Annotated in this window: 12 protein-coding genes; 9 read left to right on the top strand and 3 right to left on the bottom strand. The window is 65.0% G+C overall.

All coding sequences use genetic code 11. The annotated features are described in order from the left end of the window. Positions 1–76: 76 nt before the first annotated feature. A complete protein-coding gene (gene rpmE / locus KOI47_RS08615) occupies positions 77–304 on the bottom strand; it encodes a 50S ribosomal protein L31 (protein ID WP_216215462.1) in 228 nt (75 codons plus the stop codon). Positions 305–775: 471 nt separating this feature from the next. Next, the gene (locus KOI47_RS08610; RefSeq protein WP_216215461.1) at positions 776–1,174 is read right to left on the bottom strand and encodes an NUDIX hydrolase; all 399 of its coding nucleotides are present in this window, start codon (positions 1,172–1,174) and stop codon (positions 776–778) included. 760 nt (positions 1,175–1,934) lie between these two features. On the opposite strand from KOI47_RS08610, the gene KOI47_RS08605 reads away from it, so the two are divergent. The 9 genes from KOI47_RS08605 (at position 1,935) to KOI47_RS08565 (ending at position 14,514) form a co-directional block, all read left to right on the top strand. Next, positions 1,935–2,198, top strand: coding sequence for an acyl carrier protein (locus tag KOI47_RS08605; RefSeq protein WP_216215460.1), 264 nt, complete (start codon positions 1,935–1,937; stop codon positions 2,196–2,198). A gap of 113 nt (positions 2,199–2,311) precedes the next feature. Beyond that, positions 2,312–3,451, top strand: a complete 1,140-nt coding sequence (locus KOI47_RS08600) for an LLM class flavin-dependent oxidoreductase (RefSeq protein ID WP_216215459.1) — start codon at positions 2,312–2,314, stop codon at positions 3,449–3,451. After that, the gene (locus tag KOI47_RS08595; protein WP_216215458.1) at positions 3,448–4,677 is read left to right on the top strand and encodes a cytochrome P450; all 1,230 of its coding nucleotides are present in this window, start codon (positions 3,448–3,450) and stop codon (positions 4,675–4,677) included. Before KOI47_RS08600 ends, KOI47_RS08595 begins: the two co-directional genes overlap by 4 nt. Beyond that, complete coding sequence (locus KOI47_RS08590) at positions 4,628–6,679, top strand: amino acid adenylation domain-containing protein (protein ID WP_216215457.1); 2,052 nt, start codon at positions 4,628–4,630, stop codon at positions 6,677–6,679. Before KOI47_RS08595 ends, KOI47_RS08590 begins: the two co-directional genes overlap by 50 nt. A 34-nt stretch (positions 6,680–6,713) precedes the next feature. Then, the gene (locus KOI47_RS08585; protein ID WP_216215456.1) at positions 6,714–11,561 is read left to right on the top strand and encodes a non-ribosomal peptide synthetase; all 4,848 of its coding nucleotides are present in this window, start codon (positions 6,714–6,716) and stop codon (positions 11,559–11,561) included. Positions 11,562–11,636: 75 nt separating this feature from the next. After that, a complete protein-coding gene (locus tag KOI47_RS08580; protein ID WP_216215455.1) occupies positions 11,637–12,611 on the top strand; it encodes a thiamine pyrophosphate-dependent dehydrogenase E1 component subunit alpha in 975 nt (324 codons plus the stop codon). Then, positions 12,608–13,597: an alpha-ketoacid dehydrogenase subunit beta gene (locus KOI47_RS08575; RefSeq protein WP_216215454.1), complete on the top strand. Its 990-nt coding sequence runs from the start codon at positions 12,608–12,610 to the stop codon at positions 13,595–13,597. The genes KOI47_RS08580 and KOI47_RS08575 overlap by 4 nt, the downstream gene beginning before the upstream one ends. Positions 13,598–13,616: 19 nt before the next feature. Next, on the top strand, positions 13,617–14,204 hold the full coding sequence (locus KOI47_RS08570; RefSeq protein ID WP_216215453.1) for a TIGR03086 family metal-binding protein: 588 nt from the start codon (positions 13,617–13,619) through the stop codon (positions 14,202–14,204). A 118-nt stretch (positions 14,205–14,322) separates the two neighbouring features. Beyond that, positions 14,323–14,514, top strand: coding sequence for a hypothetical protein (locus KOI47_RS08565; RefSeq protein ID WP_216215452.1), 192 nt, complete (start codon positions 14,323–14,325; stop codon positions 14,512–14,514). Between the two features lie 138 nt (positions 14,515–14,652). Here the strand turns inward: KOI47_RS08565 and rho are convergent, their stop codons facing one another. After that, positions 14,653–16,719 (bottom strand): transcription termination factor Rho, encoded by a 2,067-nt coding sequence (rho, locus tag KOI47_RS08560; RefSeq protein ID WP_216215451.1) that lies wholly within the window; start codon positions 16,717–16,719, stop codon positions 14,653–14,655. Positions 16,720–16,768: the final 49 nt, after the last annotated feature.

Below are 16,768 nucleotides of genomic sequence, written 5' to 3'. Positions count from 1 at the left end.
ACCAGAACTGCCGGGACAGGGTTATGACACAGAAACGGCGCCCACCCCAGCTCGGGAGTGGGCGCCGTCACGGAAGCTACTTGCCGCCGGCCTTCTTCGGGCGCTTGCCGTAGCGGGCCTCGAAGCGGGCGACCCGGCCACCGGTGTCCAGAATCTTCTGCTTGCCGGTGTAGAACGGGTGGCAGCTCGAGCAGATTTCGACGTGGATGTCGCCGGTGTCCTTGGTGCTGCGGGTGGTGAAGCTGTTACCACAACCACAGTGCACGTTCGTGATTTTGTACTCGGGGTGAATACCGCTCTTCATGGTGTCCTCTCTCGGGTGGCCGCCGGGTCCCCGCAGGGCGTCAGCGAGGTGAACCGGTGCCGGACGTCAGCGGATCATTCTGCCAGACGTGCTGGCAGCGGCTTCAACACGCCCGGCCTACCTGTTGTTCCCGGCACCGGCGTGTACACGTCTGTACGGACGGTCGCCCCCTGCCGGGGTCGGCCTCGGACCCCTGCGGACGAAGATGCGGACGGAGGTCCCGAACGCCATCGTAGGTGGGGTTGACGTGCGTCGTCGACAGATCACGTTTGACCAGATGCGGGCCAGGCTGGAGTTGTTCAACGACCTGGGCTGACCGGGGATCCACTCACGCCGGGTAGCGGGCCGCCTGCAGCAGGCACGGGCTGTCCTCGGCCGCCACCGGAGCGTGCCGACCGGGCTGCGCATCCTGGGCGCGTTGGAGGCGGAGCCGACCCCGTTGCGTAGGCAGACCGTGTCGGATGCTTGGTGTCAGGTGAGTTGTCCGGTCTGCTGTAGGTGGTCGAAGATGAGCTGATCGACGGGAGCTACGCGGTCGCGATCGGTGTAGGCCAGCCAGATGAGTTCTTCGATCTCGCTGCTGGGGGTCAGGGTGCCCTGGTAGTCGGCGGTGTAGCAGGTCATGCGCACCGTGACGCCGGTGGCGTGTCCGTGTGCCTGGGCTTGGAAGGTGCCGACGTGTGTCGCGCTGGCGGGCGCGATGACGACGGCGAGTTCTTCGTTGATCTCCCGGATGAGGGTCTGGATGTCGGTTTCGCCAGGTTCGCGTTTGCCACCCGGGATGTAGTACACGTCCTTGCCGCGTGACCGCGTACCGAGGATCTTGCCGCCTTCCAGCCGGATCCACGCGATCTTGTCTATGGTCGTCATATTTCCTTCCTGGGTCGGTGGGGTTGGGTTCAGGCGGTGTGTTCAACGCGAGCAGTTCGTCGAGATCGTTGATGATCTTGACGACCGCTTTGCGAAGTTCGTCCCATAAGTGGCTTCGAAGGCCTCGGCTGCGCCCACCGACCAGCACCAGCATGCACAGCCTGTGTTCCTCCAAACGGATGTTGACAGCGACACCGTCCGCCCATGGCTGGACATAGTCCACACCGGACAGATCACGCCCGGCAAACGCGCGCCGCCCACCCTCGGTAATCTTCGGCGTCTGCGCGCCCACGGCCGCGGGATCGCCGAAGCGAACCGCTGCCGCTCACCCGCTCCGGGTCGACGGGCTCGTCGTTCACCCGCGGCACGGTGACCTCGACGGCGCCAGCCCCGAAATCAGCAAGAGATCATTTGCCGGCAGCGGGCACCCAGCAGCACCCACAACCTCAAACCTCAACCTACTTTCGGTCTAGGTTGGTCACTTGCGGACCGCAGGCGATTCAGGCACGATGGTGTCAGCTTGCTCGCATGTACGAACTCTGGGGCTGACTAAAACGTGCGGCAAGGACCACACCTGGGGAGGTACAGCAGTGGGCATACGGGGGAAGTTTTTGCTGACCGCAATCGGAACGGTACGCGCGGCCGCCGAGATCAACTGAAACGCCGCTCTGTTTTTACGATCACTGACACCGAACCAACATTCCAATCCCAGATGCAATGTACCCATATTGAATAATTATTCAACAAAACAAGGGGATACATGACTGCGGAAGATGCACGGGCAGAGTTACGTCAACAAATTTTCTCTCTACTGTCCGAGGTTGCCGGCGGCGTTCTGGAAAGTCAGACCATCGAATCAGATACAGAGTTCCCCGAGACGGGAATGAGTTCGATCGAGTACCTGGCACTTATCGAAAAAATCGAAACAAAGCTCGACGTTTTTATTGATCTCGAAGAAAATCAGGATCTAACCACTGTCGACAAGTTCTGCGATCTTCTGCTGGATCAAGTGTCATCAGTCTAGGGAAGCAACTGTCTTCCGCCGATTGCTATCTATAGCAGCGAAAACAGCCGTCTCCTCCCGTCGAGACCAGCTGTGCCATGTCCTCTGACAAGAGATTACGGGGTTTCGGTATCATGCATTCAACGGCATTTGGTTGCTTCTTGCCCCCATTCCACGACCCTTCGGTCAGCCCTCATGCGGCGCTGAAGCACGATATCGAACTGTGTGGACTGGCTGATGATCTGGGTTTCGACGAGATATGGCTGGGTGAGCACCACTCCAGCGGTTGGAGCACACTCAGCTCTCCTGAGCTGCTCATCGCAGCGTTGGCCCGTGAAACGCGCCGTATTCGATTTGCTACCGGCGTGATACCGCTTCCCTATCATCATCCTCTTCATGTTGCGGAACGGATGGTGATGCTCGACCACCTCACGGCAGGTCGAACGATTCTGGGCTGTGGAACAGGGACATACGTTCACGACATGGAAATGATCGGGGTGGATCCGGACACCGTCCGCGCCCACTTCCGAGCGGCGTTGGAGGTCGTGCAAGCGCTGCTCAACGGCGATACGGTCGACACCACGACACCGTGGTTCACCGCGAAGAAGGCCGTACTTCAGCTCCGGCCGCTGAGGGGTTCCATCGAGACCGTGGTCGCGTCATCGCTGAGCGATCCCGGGATCGAGCTCCTGACCGACACCGCGACGACTCCGACCGCTCACGTGGTACCGCCTTGGGGCTCCATTCGGCCTGGGATGGACAAAGACCCGGTCGGCTCACTGATCGAACGCATCGAAACCTACCGAAACAAAGCCGGGGGTTCGACGCGGATCCGGTGCAACATTTTCGTCCATGTCTCCGACTCCGCCACCACCGGCATCGATGAGCTTCTGACTGGATTTTCCGCGCTGCGACGCGGTTTGTACCGGAGTGTTCTGGGCATGCCCATTCCGGACTCTCCGACCGCTCATCGCAAGACGTTGGAGAGTCTTGTCGACTCGGGGGCATTCATTATCGGAGACACCGCTACATGCACTCGGATGATTCGCGACCTCCTGGATCGTATTGGCGACCCGGTGTCGTTGAATTTCTTCGTTCCCAAGTGGGTATCACACAAAGCGACGCTCGATCAACTGACGGCGATCGCCGACGAGATCGTGCCCGGCCTCTTCGGCGGATTCGACGGTACCGCAGAGTCCATGAAGCTCACTTCGGAAGAGGCCGATCGTCAGATGAAGCGCCGAACTGAAATGGATAATGGAGGCAACAAATGAGCTCCGCAGCGGTGAGTTTGGACTTCAGCTCTGACGAGTTTCTCGCCGACCCTTGGCCTATCTACAAGGAACTCCGACGGGCGGATCCCGTGCACTGGTCGGAGGCGTTCAATGCTTTTCTGGTCACGAGGCACGAAGACGTGGTTTCCCTGCTGGCGGACCGGGAGGTCGTCAGCGGGTTTCCGATGCGCAGCAGTCGCCGGTTGTTCGGCCCAACGTTGCTGGACGCCGACGGGCCGCGTCATCGCGAGCTGCGGAAAATATTCATGCCACTGTTCGCGGGTGGCTCGGTGAAGCGGCTGCGCACCGAAATACTCATTCCCGCGGTGGACCAGGTTCTCGACTCGATCGAGGATGAGATGGGGTCCATGGACGAGGTCGAGATCGAATTCATGGAGCGGGTCGCGGTCGGGGTGCCCTATGCGATGGTCACCCGGCTGTTCGGTTTGCCCCCGGAAGACGCGGCCTGGCTGCGCCCCCGGGTTCTTCCACTGGCAGGCGCGATCGAGTTTCCGGCAACCTCGTTGGACACGGCGCTCACGGCCAAAGCAGAGCTGATCGACTATCTGAAGGACAGGCTTGCCCATCGCCGGGAGGGCGACCGGATGCCGTTCCTCGATCTCGCCTTCCCGCCGGGGGAACCGCTCGACGAGTCGTTGCTCGGAACGGCCACGCTGTTTCTGCTGGCCGGAACCGAGACGAGTGTCGCCACCATCGGCAAGATCATGTATGCCACCTTGGCGCACAACGTCGAATTGTCGGCGTTGGCGGACTCCGAATACCGGGACCACGTCGTTCGCGAAACGCTGCGGTGGGAACCGCCGAGCCACACCATCCTCAGGTATGCGCGAACCGACCTGAACCTGCACGGCGTGCATGTACCGCGCCGGTCCACGCTTCTGCTGTCGCTGGGTAGCGCCAGTCGCGACGAGCGGGCATTCGCCGATCCGGATACTTGGCGTCCGGGGCGGCCAGACCAGCGATTGCTGGCTTTTTCCTCCGGCCCGCACACCTGCCTGGGCATCCAACTGGCCCTGGCGGAGTTCGACACGCTGTTCGAACGGTTGTCGCTCCGGTTCGGCGGCGTCCGGCGCAGCGGCTCGCTCGACGGCATCCGGCAGGGCTTCTGGCGGCTGCGGGAGCGAGGCCACATCTTCCGCCAGCCTGATCACCTTCATGTGCGACTGGATCGCCGGCGCGCAGGGGAAAACAAGGCCGATGCCTGACGCGCGAGCCGCTCCTTACGATCTGACGGCCGAACTTGCGGCCGGGTCCTCCGGACGGGACCACGCAGCGCTGGTGGTGGCTGCGTTCGCCGTGACCCTGTACCGGTGGACAGCGGTGAGCGAAGCCGCGATCGCGGTCGCCGGGAGGGTGATCCGGCTTCAGATCGACGACCAAGCGCCCATCGATGACCTCCTGCGGACGGTTCACACGACCCGGGTCGCCGATGACGGACCTGTGGACCTCGTGATCACTTCCGGGCACGCTGATCTCCGGTCCGGGCAGGTCCGCTTCATCGCCGAGGTACCCTACGCCGCGCACGGGTTCATCGCCGACGTCGCCGCCGCGGTGAACGAGATGGCGTCCCTCGACGGTTCTCTCCAGGACGTGCGTTGCATCGCGCCGGAGCGCCGCCGGATCCTCGATGCGCTGGTCGGCGCCGACGTGCCCGCGGTCGACATGGAAACCCTGTTCCTGGACCAGGTGCGGCGCCGCCCACAGGAGGTCGCGGTCCGGGACGCGAGCGTCGAGCTGACCTACGAGCAGCTCCTGCATGTCGCCGATCACTACGCCGACGTACTACGGCGCGCCGGGGTCCTGCCCTGTGACACGGTGCTCGTCGCCACCCGGAGGTCTGTCGGCGAGATAGTGGCGCTGCTCGCGATCATCCGCCTCGGCGCCGCATACGCGGGATTCGACGATGACGCACCGGAAGGCCGGCTGAGGAGGATCGTCGGCAAGCTGGCGCCCGCGGTCGCGGTCACCGACACCGCCACGATCGACCATCCCGCCCTGCGCGAACTCACCCGCGTCGACTCATGGCACCCCGGACAGCACGCCGGCACCGACCCCGAGCCGCCAAGCCGAACACCTGGCTCCCGGGATCCACACCGCACGGCATACATCGCGTTCACCTCCGGATCCACTGGCGAACCGAAGGGCGTTGTCGTCCCGCATCAGGCAGTCACGCGACTCTCGCTTACTCCCGAACTCCAGATGCGCCCCGGTGACCGCGTTCTGCGCATGGCGCCGCTGGCCTTCGACGCGTCGACGTACGAGATCTGGGTGGCCTTGCTCAACGGCGCGACGCTGGAGGTTTTTCCAGGGAAACTTCCTTCGGTCGGAAAAATCCAGATGTTCCTCACCGAGCGGAAGATCTCGGTCGCCTGGCTGACGGCCAGCCTGTTCCGGCTGATTGCCACCTCTCGGCCGCAGGCGCTCAGCGGACTCCGCTGGCTCGTCAGCGGCGGCGAAGTCGTATCCCACGAGTGCGCGGCGCGCATGCTCGAGTCGCATCCCGGGTTGATGATCACGAACGGATACGGACCCACCGAGAACACCACCTTCACGACTACGCACACTGTGCGTGACAGCACGGAGATCGACGGGCCGCTACCCATCGGCAGGCCGATCGCAGGCACCAAAGTTTTCGTTCTCGACCGCAACGCCCGTCTCGTTCCGCCTGGCGCGGTCGGTGAGCTGTACGCGGCCGGATCAGGCTTAGCTGATGGTTATCTCAACGACGAGACCGAGACAAATGGCCGGTTCGGCCGATTCTCCCCGGATATCAACGAGCGCCTGTACCGCACCGGCGACCTGGTCCGGCTTGACCCGTACGGCAACTTGACATTCCTGGGCCGTGCGGACAAGCAGGTCAAACTCGACGGGCACCGCATCGAACCCGAGGAGATCAGCACCGCCCTCGCTCGTCATCCCGATATCCGCGACGCTGTGGTCGTCGTCGCTCGGCATGCGGACCGAAGTCCCCAGCTGGTAGCGGCCGTCGTCCCACGCCAAGGCGCCGATGCGGAACCACGGTCATTGCGCACGTTTCTGTCGCATCTGCTGCCGAGTTACGCGTTACCTGCCCTGTGGGTCGTAGTCGACGAACTCCCGCTCACCCGCAACGGAAAGGTCGACGAACAAGTCCTGATCGAATCCGCGATGGCGTCGGGACCCGCTCGCAGCGGAGACCGCGATGTCCTCGCCACTCGACGACCATGATGCGCCCGGTGTGCGTCTGATGAAGGAGAACCCAATGAGGTTGTCGCTCGGGCAGGAGCGTTTGTGGCTCATGCAGCAGCTCGACCGGACCAGCGGTGCGTACAACATTCCGATCGTGCTGCGGTTTCACGAGGGCGTCGATTTCGAGGCACTCCAGCGAGCGTTCGACGCGCTCGTCGAACGTCACCCGGTGCTCCGCTGGACGTTCGACGTGGACGAGTCGGGTATGCCGGTCGCGACACCGCTGGCGGACTTCCGCATTCCGGTAACACGAAGGACCGCCGGTACGGGCGGGAACGAGTGGCAGGCGCACGCGGGGGAGCTGGCCGCCGAACCGTTCGACCTCGCCGCCGCGCCGCCCGTGCGTGCCATGGTCGTCGAGTGCTCGGACGGATCGGCCGTGCTGTGCATGGTGTTTCACCACATCATCATCGACGGTCGCTCCCTCCAGATCGTGACCGAGGACGTCATCAGCCTCTACCGGTCGCCGACACCCGAGCCGATCGACGTGACATACGAGGACTTCGTCGCATGGCAGCGCTCCGGCACCGACGACGAGGCCACCGCGGAACACATCGCGTACTGGCGGAAGGAGCTCGACGGGTTCGAACCACTACGGCTGCCAACGGACCGGCCGCGATCGACTGATCCCGGATTCGCCAGCGATCACGTCTACTTCGAACTACCCGCCGAACTCACCAAGACTTTTTCCGCGTTCGCCCTGCGCCAGCGGTGCGCGCTCTCCAGTGCCGTCGCTGCGGTGTTCCAGGCGCTTTTGTCCCTCCATTCCGGACAAGAGGACGTGACGATCGGAACGGTGCTGGCCGGCCGCGACGACCGGCGGTTCGCCGATGTCCTCGGCTTTTTCGTGAACACAGTGGTGTTGCGTAGCCACATCACCCCGTCGACGTCGTTCCGCGAGCTGATCAAGCTGACACGCACCAAGATGACCGAGGCATACGCCCATCAGCAGGCACCGTTCGACCAGGTGGTCGCCGAGGTCCAGCACGAAAGGGAGCTGGGGCGCAACGCGATCTTCGATGCCGTTGTCGTGCACAACGGGGAACTGGCCACGCTCGACGAAGGCGAGATCTCCCCGGTGCCGTGGGCGGGCGTGAACACCCGGTTCGACCTGGAACTCGTCACACACCTGCAGGACGGCAAGCTGTACGGCACACTGACGTTCCGCTCCAGTCTGTTCCACCGCTCCACCGTCGGGCGGCTCGTCAGCCGGTTCGTCCGGCTCCTCGAACAGGGGCTGGAGAACCCAGACGAGCCGATCTTCGGAGCACTCCGCGGACCACTCGACTACTGGCGAAAACAACTCGACGATGCGCCCGCGGCACTGGAACTACCGACGGATCGCGCCCGTCCGCCGGTGGCGTCCTACCGCGGCGACTCGATCTCCTTCGTGGTGGACTCCGGTGTTGCCAAGCAGCTACGGGATCTGAGTAGCCGCCACGGCGTCACCCTGTTCATGACACTACTGGCGAGCTTCAGCCTCGTACTGTCCCGCTACGCACGCACCACCGACGTGACGGTCGGAGCACCCCCACCCGGAGAAACCGGCACCGAACGGCCGACCGGTTTCGACGACAACACGCTGGTGCTGCGTACCGACCTTTCCGGAGATCCCACCTTCGGCGAACTGCTGGGTCGCGCACGCGAGACCACGCTCGGCGCATACGCGCACCAGGACGTGCCCTTCGAACGCCTCGTCGAAGAACTGGTGCCGCAACGAGACTTCAGCCGCCACCCCCTCACTCAAGTCGCGCTCCAGTTGGTGCACACGCCGTTGTCGACCGTGTTGCCCGCCAGCACGGACGCGAAACCGTTCGATCTCGAATGCCACCTGGCGGACCGAGACGGCGTGCTGGAGGCGCGGGTCGACTACAACGCCGACCTGTTCGACCGCGTCACGATCGAACGGTTCATCCAACACTTCCAACAGCTACTCACCTCGGCCGGGGCCGACCCGGAGCGGCCACTGTCCGCCCTGTCGATGATGAGCGAATCCGAAACCCGGCGGCTGGTGGAAACCTGGAACGACACCGGCACAACGTTGCCGGCACCGGCGACCGTGCCCGCGCTGTTCGCCGAACAGGTCCACCACCGACCTGACGCGACCGCCCTGACCTGCGACGGGGAGTCGCTGACCTACGCCGAGCTCGACAGCCGATCGAACCAGCTCGCGCACCGGTTGCGAACCCTGGGCGCCGGACCCGAGACGCTCGTCGGAGTGTGCCTGCCACGTTCCATCGGCCAGATCACCGCGTTGCTCGCCATTGTCAAAACCGGCGCCGCGTACCTGCCGATCGATCCGGAGTACCCCGAGGAACGCAGGCAGCTCCTGCTCACCGACAGCGAAGCCGAACTGGTGGTCACCACCGACCTGATCGGCGATCCCACCATCGACGAGGAACCAGCGACCGCGCTCGACTCCGGAGTGGGGCCGCGGGACCTGGCCTATGTCATCTACACGTCCGGTTCGACCGGACGCCCCAAAGGCGTCGAAATCGAACACCGCGCGATCATCCGCCTCGTCACCGGGCTACCGGAAGGTATCCTCGGCCCCGGCGAGGTTCTCCTGCACGCATCGGCGATCTCCTTCGACGCCGCCACCTTCGAAATCTGGGGAGCCCTGCTCACCGGTGCCAGGTGCGTCATTTCGACCGAGCGGGTCCTCACCGCCCGGCCACTCGCCGACGCGATCACCCGCCACCGGATCAGCACGCTCTGGCTTACCTCGTCGTTGTTCAATCACATCGTCGACGAGGACACCACGGCGCTGGCCGGGCTGCGCCATCTGCTCGTCGGCGGCGAAGCGCTGTCCGTCGCCCATGTTCGCCGCGCCGTCACCGCACTGCCCGGCATCCAGGTCGTCAACGGCTACGGCCCGACCGAATGCACTACGTTCGCCACCTGCCACCCCGTCGCCACTCCTCTTCCCGCCGACGCCAACGGCATCCCCATCGGCCGCCCGATCGGCAACACCCGCGTGTATGTTCTCGACGAGCACGGCCGGCTGGCGCCGACCGGGGTGCCGGGAGAACTCCACGTGGCCGGACCCGGTGTCGCACGAGGCTATCGGGGGCAACCGGAACTGACCGCGGAGCAGTTCGTCACCAACCCGTACGACACCACCAGCGACCGGCTCTACCGGACCGGAGATATCGTCCGCCACAATGCCAACGGCGATATCGAGTACCTCGGACGGGCCGACGACCAGGTCAAGATCCGCGGCTACCGCATCGAGCCTCGGGAGGTCGAAGCCGTACTGCAGGCCCATCCGGACATCGCGCAGGCCGCCGTCATCGCCCGCGAGGACACCCCCGGCCAGAGGAGGCTCGTCGCCTATCTCAAGGCATCGGGGAACGGCGTTCTCGACGAGAACACTCTGCGTGCCCGCCTGCGAAACGAACTGCCGGAGTACATGGTGCCCGCGGCGTTCGTGTCACTCCCCGAGCTACCGCTGACCAACAACGGAAAACTGGACTCCAGGGCACTTCCCGAACCCGGCGGCAGCCGATCGGACACGGCCGCGACGTTCGTCCGGCCACAGAACCCGACCGAGGAAACGTTGGCCGAGATCTGGGCCGGAGTTCTCGATCTCGACGCTGTCGGCAGGGACGAAAACTTCTTCGACCTCGGCGGGCACTCTCTGAAGGCCGCACAACTCGTCGTCCGGATCCAGGAGAAGTTCCGCCTGAACCTGCCGTTGCGGACGCTGTTCCAACGGCCCACGATCGCCAAGCTGGCCGAGGAGATCAGCGGGGAGCGGCGGACAAGCACGACCCACATCCGCTCCTTCGATCCCCAGCCCGTGCTGCGCAACATCCTCCCGGAGCCGCTGCCGCCCCGCGGAGCCGGCGGACTCTCCGACGTCCTGCTCACCGGAGCCACTGGCTTCGTCGGGGCATACCTTGTCCGCGAGCTGCTGACACGGACCAGCGGGCGTGTGCACTGCCTCGTTCGGGCGGCGGACGAACACGCGGGATGGCATCGGCTGCGCGAGAATCTCGACCGCTACGGCCTGTGGCACGACATCGACCACGAGCGGATCGTGGTCGTTCCCGGTGATCTCGCAACTCCCGGGCTCGGGCTCACCACCGAGACTTTCGGCCGGCTGGCCGACGAAGTCGACCTCATCTGCCACAACGGCGCTCGGGTCGATGCGCTCGCCAGCTACGAACAGCTCGAGGAAGCCAACGTGGGTGGCACCCGTGAACTGATCCGGCTGGCGGCCACGACCCGGCTCAAGCAGTTACAGTTCGTGTCAACCATTTCCGCCGCCGACGAAAGTGGTGGCCGCAGCGGGTACGCGGAGACCAAGGCGCATGCCGAGCAGTTGGTCGTCGCCGCACATGAGCACGGAATACCGGCAGCGGTCTACCGGCTGCCCCGGATCGTCGGCGATTCGCGCACCGGACAGGGAAACACACGGGACATCATGTTGCGGGTGCTGCGGCTCATTCTCGAACTCGGCGCCGCACCGGACACCGAGCTGGAGGAACCCTGGATCGCGGTGGACGAGACAGCCGGTCTGCTCGCCCGGCTCGGCGTGGAGCAGCCGCAGGACGGCAGCCGGTTCGTGCTGGCGAGTCAGCGACCGGTACGTCTCACGCACCTGCTGGGCCTCCTGCGGAGCACCGGTACGGTGATCGACATCCGGCCGGTATCCGAGTGGCTCTCAATGCTCGAGACCCACTCGCCCGAGGAACACGCCATCCTGAAACTGCTGTTCGACTCCACTCCGGACACCTCCGACAACGGCTCGTCAGGTGATGAATTCGCCTCGATCGTCGTTCCGAGCCCGGACGACAGCGCGCTACTTCGCTACGTCGACAGAATGCTTGTCCGGTCCCCGTCGCAAGCCATGTGATCGGCGGCCCCTTTGATGAGTGAAATAGTTCGGTCTCCCCCGTCCCGGCCTAGAACACGAAGGGCTGTTGCAACAATGACTCGTGAACATCAGCTGGCCCTGTACCGGTCCATGAAACTGATCCGAGAGTTCGAGGAGCGATGCCTGGAGATGGCGATCGCCGGTGAGATCGTCGGCGGTATGCATCCTTACATCGGGCAGGAAGCCGTGGCCGTAGGTGTATGCTCGAACCTGACGGAGCGGGATTTCATCACCAGCACTCATCGGGGGCACGGGCATGTGCTGGCAAAGGGGGCGGAATCCCGCCGTTTGCTCGCCGAACTTCTCGGCACCCTTGAAGGTTTCAACAAAGGTCGTGGCGGATCGATGCATGCCGCGGACATGCGGCTAGGTATCCTGGGCGCCAACGGGATCGTCGGAGCAGGCGGGGCAATAGCCGCCGGCGCCGCCTGGACCGCCAAGGCCCGCGGAAACTCGGAGGTCGTCGTCAGTTTCTTCGGCGACGGAGCGATGAGCCAGGGCGTCCTGCTGGAAGCATTCAACCTGGCCGCGATTTGGTCCCTGCCGGTACTGTTCGTTTGCGAGAACAACATGTACGCGACGAGCCTCAGGTGTGACTCGGGACTCGCGGGTAACGCCGCGCGGCGCGCCGAGGGCTTCGGGATGGTCGCACGCACGGTCGACGGCATGGACGTCGAGTCGGTGGCAGGCGTGGCCGGGGAACTGATCGAACGGTGTCGCGATGGTGCGGGCCCGGCGTTCCTGGAATGCCTGACCTACCGGTTCTTCGGTCACCACTCCGTACTCGAGCAACTAGGTGTCGAGTTCCGCGATCCCGACGAGGTGGCCACTTGGCGCAAGCGGGATCCGATCGTGTCGTTGGGCGAGCGGCTGGGCGATGACGCCGTCGCCGAGATCGATGCAGCTGTCAAGAACGAGATCGATGAGGCGGTTGAGTTCGCGAAGAACGCCGCATCGCCTGAGCCGAAGGACGCACTGATGTATCTGTACTCGGGAACGGCCGCGGTCCGGCCGGGGGTGGTCCTGTGAGTGAACTGCCATCTCCTCCGCCGGACCTCGGCTATACCCATGCGCTGAATCGCGCTTTGCACGCCGAGATGGCGGCGGACGACGACGTGTTCCTGCTCGGCGAGGACGTACGGGTCGGAGCGAGTGGGGTCACCTCGGGGTTGATGCCCAAGTTCGGCCCCGAGCGAGTGCTGGACACGCCCTTGTCCGAACAAGGTTTCACCAGTTTCGGGACCGGTGCCGCGATGGCGGGCAAGAGGCCCGTGATCGAATTCCAGATATCCTCGCTGATCTACCTGGTTTTCGAGCAGATAGTGAACCAGGCCCATAAGTTCTCGTTGATGACCGGTGGGCAGATTCAGGTACCTGTCACGTATCTCGTCTCGGGGTCGGGTTCGAGATTCGGGTGGGCGGGCCAACACTCGGACAACCCCTACAGCCTGCTTGCACATGCGGGGATCAAGACGGTGGTTCCGGGTAGGCCTGCGGACGCGTATGGACTGTTGCGTTCGGCGATCCGTGATCCCGACCCGGTCGCCATGTTCGCCCCTTCCTCGTTGCTGGGGTCGACGGATGTGCCCGACTCGGGAGAAGAGGAGATCGTGCCGCTGGGGGAGGCGAACGTCCTGCGAGAGGGCGGCGACCTGACGATAGTGGCGGTGGGACAGCACGTCGGTACGGCGCTCGAGGTCGCCGAAAGCCTCAGCGATCGGGTCGACCTCGAGGTTGTTGATCCGAGAACGGTTTATCCCTTCGATTGGGACTGCCTCCGCAAGTCGGTCAACAAGACCGGGCGCCTCGTCGTGATCGATGACTCGAACCGTATGTGCGGGCTGGGAGCGGAGATCATCGCGACGGCGGCCGAAGAGTTCGATCTGCTAGCACCGCCGAAGCGTGTCTGCAGGCCGGATGGCACTGTCATCCCGTATGCCCTTGCGCTCGACAAGGAATTGGTTCCTGGCCCCGAACAACTGACGAAGTCCATCAGCGCGGCGTTGAACTTGTAAGCAGTACCACGGGAGAATAATGGAAACCAACGAAATCCTGGATCGCTACCGGCGGACACAGGACACCTTCGACGCGGTACTCGCCGCTGTCCCACCGCAACAATGGAACGCGGCCTCGGCGTGCGAACTCTGGACGGTACGCGACGTGGTGGGTCACGTCATCTGGGGGCAGGAAGTTCTGCACCATCACGCGAAGGGCCAGGAGTACACGGAACGAACCGGCCCACCGGGATCCGAGAATCCCGGCGAACTCGCAGGCGACGACCCGCTGGCCGCGTGGCGCGCGACCCGCAAAGCAGCCGCCGACCTCCTCACCGACGAGATACTCGACCGGCCCGCCCCACCGAGGTTCGCGTCCGGGCGCCCCGACACGAAGCTCACGGACACCCTGGCGTTGTTGACCCTCGACACCCTGGTACACACCTGGGATATCGGCTCCGCGCTCGGCATGGACGTACGCCTGGAGCCCGATCTCGTCGCACCGTCGTTCTCCCTTGCCCGTTTGATCATCACCCGCACGCCGAGCACCTTCGGTCCCAGGCTGGCCCCGCCACCGGACGCCGACCAGCAGACCCGGTTTCTGGCCTTCCTCGGCCGATCGGCCTGAGAACCGGCCACGGACGAAGACGTGGTGCGGAGATCGTCAACAGTCTGCCGTAGGGCTGGTTCCATGGCGGCATTACAGCACGATCATCGAGATCACCGACAGTCCATGTCGCGACGGGATGGCCAGGCGATTCGGCGAATGCCGCACCGAGAAGAACTGGTCGCTGATCCGCTACGACATCCTGCAGAGCATGCGTACCGTCTATGACGCCACACAGGACGAGAGCATCCGGTCGACGGCCGAAGAACTACTGGCCAGCGAAACGGACGAGAAGTACGGCAAGAAGTACGCCACCCTCTGGCGCCGGTAACGCACTCGGGCCGGGGTATACGCGGCGTGTCTGCCGGGCCGGTCACCCATACGCCGATGGGGCACCCTGCCGTCCCGGCGTCGTGAAGGCCACCATCACGGCGTGAAGTGCCGCGATGGTGGCCTTCACCGGGTCAGGTCAGTCCTCGTCCTGGCCCGGCGCCGTCTTGGAGACCTGCATCAGGAACTCGATGTTGGTCTTCGTCTTGCGCAGCCGGTCCAGCAGCAGGTCGATGGCCTGCTGCGAGTCCAGCGCGTGCAGCACCCGGCGGAGCTTGTTGTGCACCGCGAGCTCGTCCGGCGACAGCAGCAGCTCCTCCTTGCGGGTGCTGGACGGGTTCACGTCCACCGCGGGGAAGGTCCGCTTGTCGGCGATCTTGCGGTCCAGCTTCAGCTCGGCGTTACCGGTGCCCTTGAACTCCTCGAAGATCACCGAGTCACCGGTGGAACCGGTCTCCACCAGCGCGGTGGCGAAGATGGTCAGCGAGCCGCCGTTCTCGATGTTGCGGGCCGCGCCGAGGAACCGCTTCGGCGGGTACAGCGCGGTGGAGTCCACACCACCGGAGAGGATCCGGCCGGATGCCGGGGCCGCCAGGTTGTAGGCGCGGCCGAGCCTGGTCACCGAGTCCAGCAGCACGACCACGTCGTAGTCCATCTCCACCAGCCGCTTGGCCCGCTCGATGGCGAGCTCGGCCAGCGTGGTGTGGTCCGAGGGCGGCCGGTCGAAGGTGGCCGCGATCACCTCGCCGTTCACCGACCGTTCCATGTCGGTGACCTCTTCCGGCCGCTCGTCCACGAGCACGACCATCAGATGGCATTCCGGGTAGTTCGTGGTGACCGCGTTGGCGATGTCCTGCAGGATCGTCGTCTTACCGGCCTTCGGCGGCGAGAAGATCAGCGCGCGCTGCCCCTTGCCGACCGGCATCACCAGGTCGATGACCCTGGTGGTCAGCTTGTTCGACGTGGTCTCCAGCCGCAGCCGCTCGTTCGGGTACAGCGGGGTCAGCTTGGTGAACTCGGGACGCTTCTTCGCCTGATCCGGCTCCAGGCCGTTGATGCTGTCCACCCGCACCAGCGGGTTGAACTTCTGCCGCTGTTGCTCGCCCTCCCGCGGCTGGCGCACCACCCCGGTGATCGCGTCCCCGCGGCGCAGGCCGTACTTGCGCACCAGGGAGAGCGAGACGTACACGTCGTTCGGCCCGGCGAGGTAGCCCGAGGTGCGGACGAAGGCGTAGTTCTCCAGCACGTCGAGGATCCCCGCGACGGGCAGCAGGACGTCGTCCTCACGGATCTCGGTGTCCGGGCTGCCGCTGCCCTCGCCGCGGCCGCCCCGGCGCCGACGGTCCCGGAACCGGCGGCCCCTGCGGCCGCCCCGCTCGTCATCGTCCTCGTCCTGACCACCACGGTTGCCCTGCTGGCCCTGGTTGCGCTGGTTGTTGTTCTGGCGATCGTTCTGCTTGCGCTGGTCGCCCCGTTGCTCGCCGCGCTGGTCACCTCGCTGGTCACCTCGCTGGTCGCCGCCGTCCTGGCCGCCACCGGAGTCGCCGCTACCGCCCGAACGGCCGGATCCACCCCGGCGCCGCCGCGAACGGCCGCCTTCCTCGCCCTGCTGGCCGCCGGAAGGGGCCTGGTCGGCCGGACCGCCCTGCTCGGCCTGCTTCGCGGGCTGCTGGGCCTGCTTGGTGGCCTTGGTGGCCTCCCCTGCCGTGCCGCCCGCCTCGGCCGGAGCCGTGTCGCCCTGCTCGGGGCGCGCCTTCGGCTCGGCCTTGGCCTTCGCTTCGGCCTTGGTCTCGGTCCCGGCGTCGGGTTTCCTTTCGACCTTGTCGTCGGCGCTGCCGGCCTTGGTCTCGGCCTTCGCGTCCGCCTTGGTCTGCTCGGCGTTCGGCTGCTCCGACTCGTCGGCACTGATGCCGTCGAGTGGCAGGGTGTCCCCTCCGGTGCGGCGCTTGCTCTTGCCTTGCCGCTCGCGAATCGCGGCGATCAGATCCCCCTTGCGCATGCCGGTCGTGTCCCCCACGCCCAGCTCGGTGGCGAGTTTCCGCAGGTCAGCGATGACCATACCGGAGAGTCCACCGGGACGGCGCTTCGGCGTGGCAGTGCCGTTCGCCTGCGGCGCCTGCTCCCCGGAGCCCTCGGTGTCTGCCTTCTCGTTCTGGGCTGCCGTCTGGGGGTCCACTTCGCCGCTCAAAAGATCGGTGTTGCTCACACAAGTCCTTCCTTACCGACCCACGCCTCCATGGTGAGTCAGCGGACTG

This window comes from Amycolatopsis aidingensis (assembly GCF_018885265.1).
GTDB lineage: Bacteria > Actinomycetota > Actinomycetes > Mycobacteriales > Pseudonocardiaceae > Amycolatopsis > Amycolatopsis aidingensis.
The sequence above is the reverse complement of the archived record's forward strand: the minus strand, read 5'-3'. Positions and strand labels throughout refer to the sequence as shown.

What these genes read in the sequence shown, in the direction of transcription:
- rpmE (WP_216215462.1), bottom strand. Translation starts at nt 304, where the DNA reads ATGAAGAGCGGTATTCACCCCGAGTACAAAATCACGAACGTGCACTGT.
- KOI47_RS08610 (WP_216215461.1), bottom strand. Translation starts at nt 1,174, where the DNA reads ATGACGACCATAGACAAGATCGCGTGGATCCGGCTGGAAGGCGGCAAG.
- KOI47_RS08605 (WP_216215460.1), top strand. Translation starts at nt 1,935, where the DNA reads ATGACTGCGGAAGATGCACGGGCAGAGTTACGTCAACAAATTTTCTCT.
- KOI47_RS08600 (WP_216215459.1), top strand. Translation starts at nt 2,312, where the DNA reads ATGCATTCAACGGCATTTGGTTGCTTCTTGCCCCCATTCCACGACCCT.
- KOI47_RS08595 (WP_216215458.1), top strand. Translation starts at nt 3,448, where the DNA reads ATGAGCTCCGCAGCGGTGAGTTTGGACTTCAGCTCTGACGAGTTTCTC.
- KOI47_RS08590 (WP_216215457.1), top strand. Translation starts at nt 4,628, where the DNA reads ATGTGCGACTGGATCGCCGGCGCGCAGGGGAAAACAAGGCCGATGCCT.
- KOI47_RS08585 (WP_216215456.1), top strand. Translation starts at nt 6,714, where the DNA reads ATGAGGTTGTCGCTCGGGCAGGAGCGTTTGTGGCTCATGCAGCAGCTC.
- KOI47_RS08580 (WP_216215455.1), top strand. Translation starts at nt 11,637, where the DNA reads ATGACTCGTGAACATCAGCTGGCCCTGTACCGGTCCATGAAACTGATC.
- KOI47_RS08570 (WP_216215453.1), top strand. Translation starts at nt 13,617, where the DNA reads ATGGAAACCAACGAAATCCTGGATCGCTACCGGCGGACACAGGACACC.
- KOI47_RS08565 (WP_216215452.1), top strand. Translation starts at nt 14,323, where the DNA reads ATGGCCAGGCGATTCGGCGAATGCCGCACCGAGAAGAACTGGTCGCTG.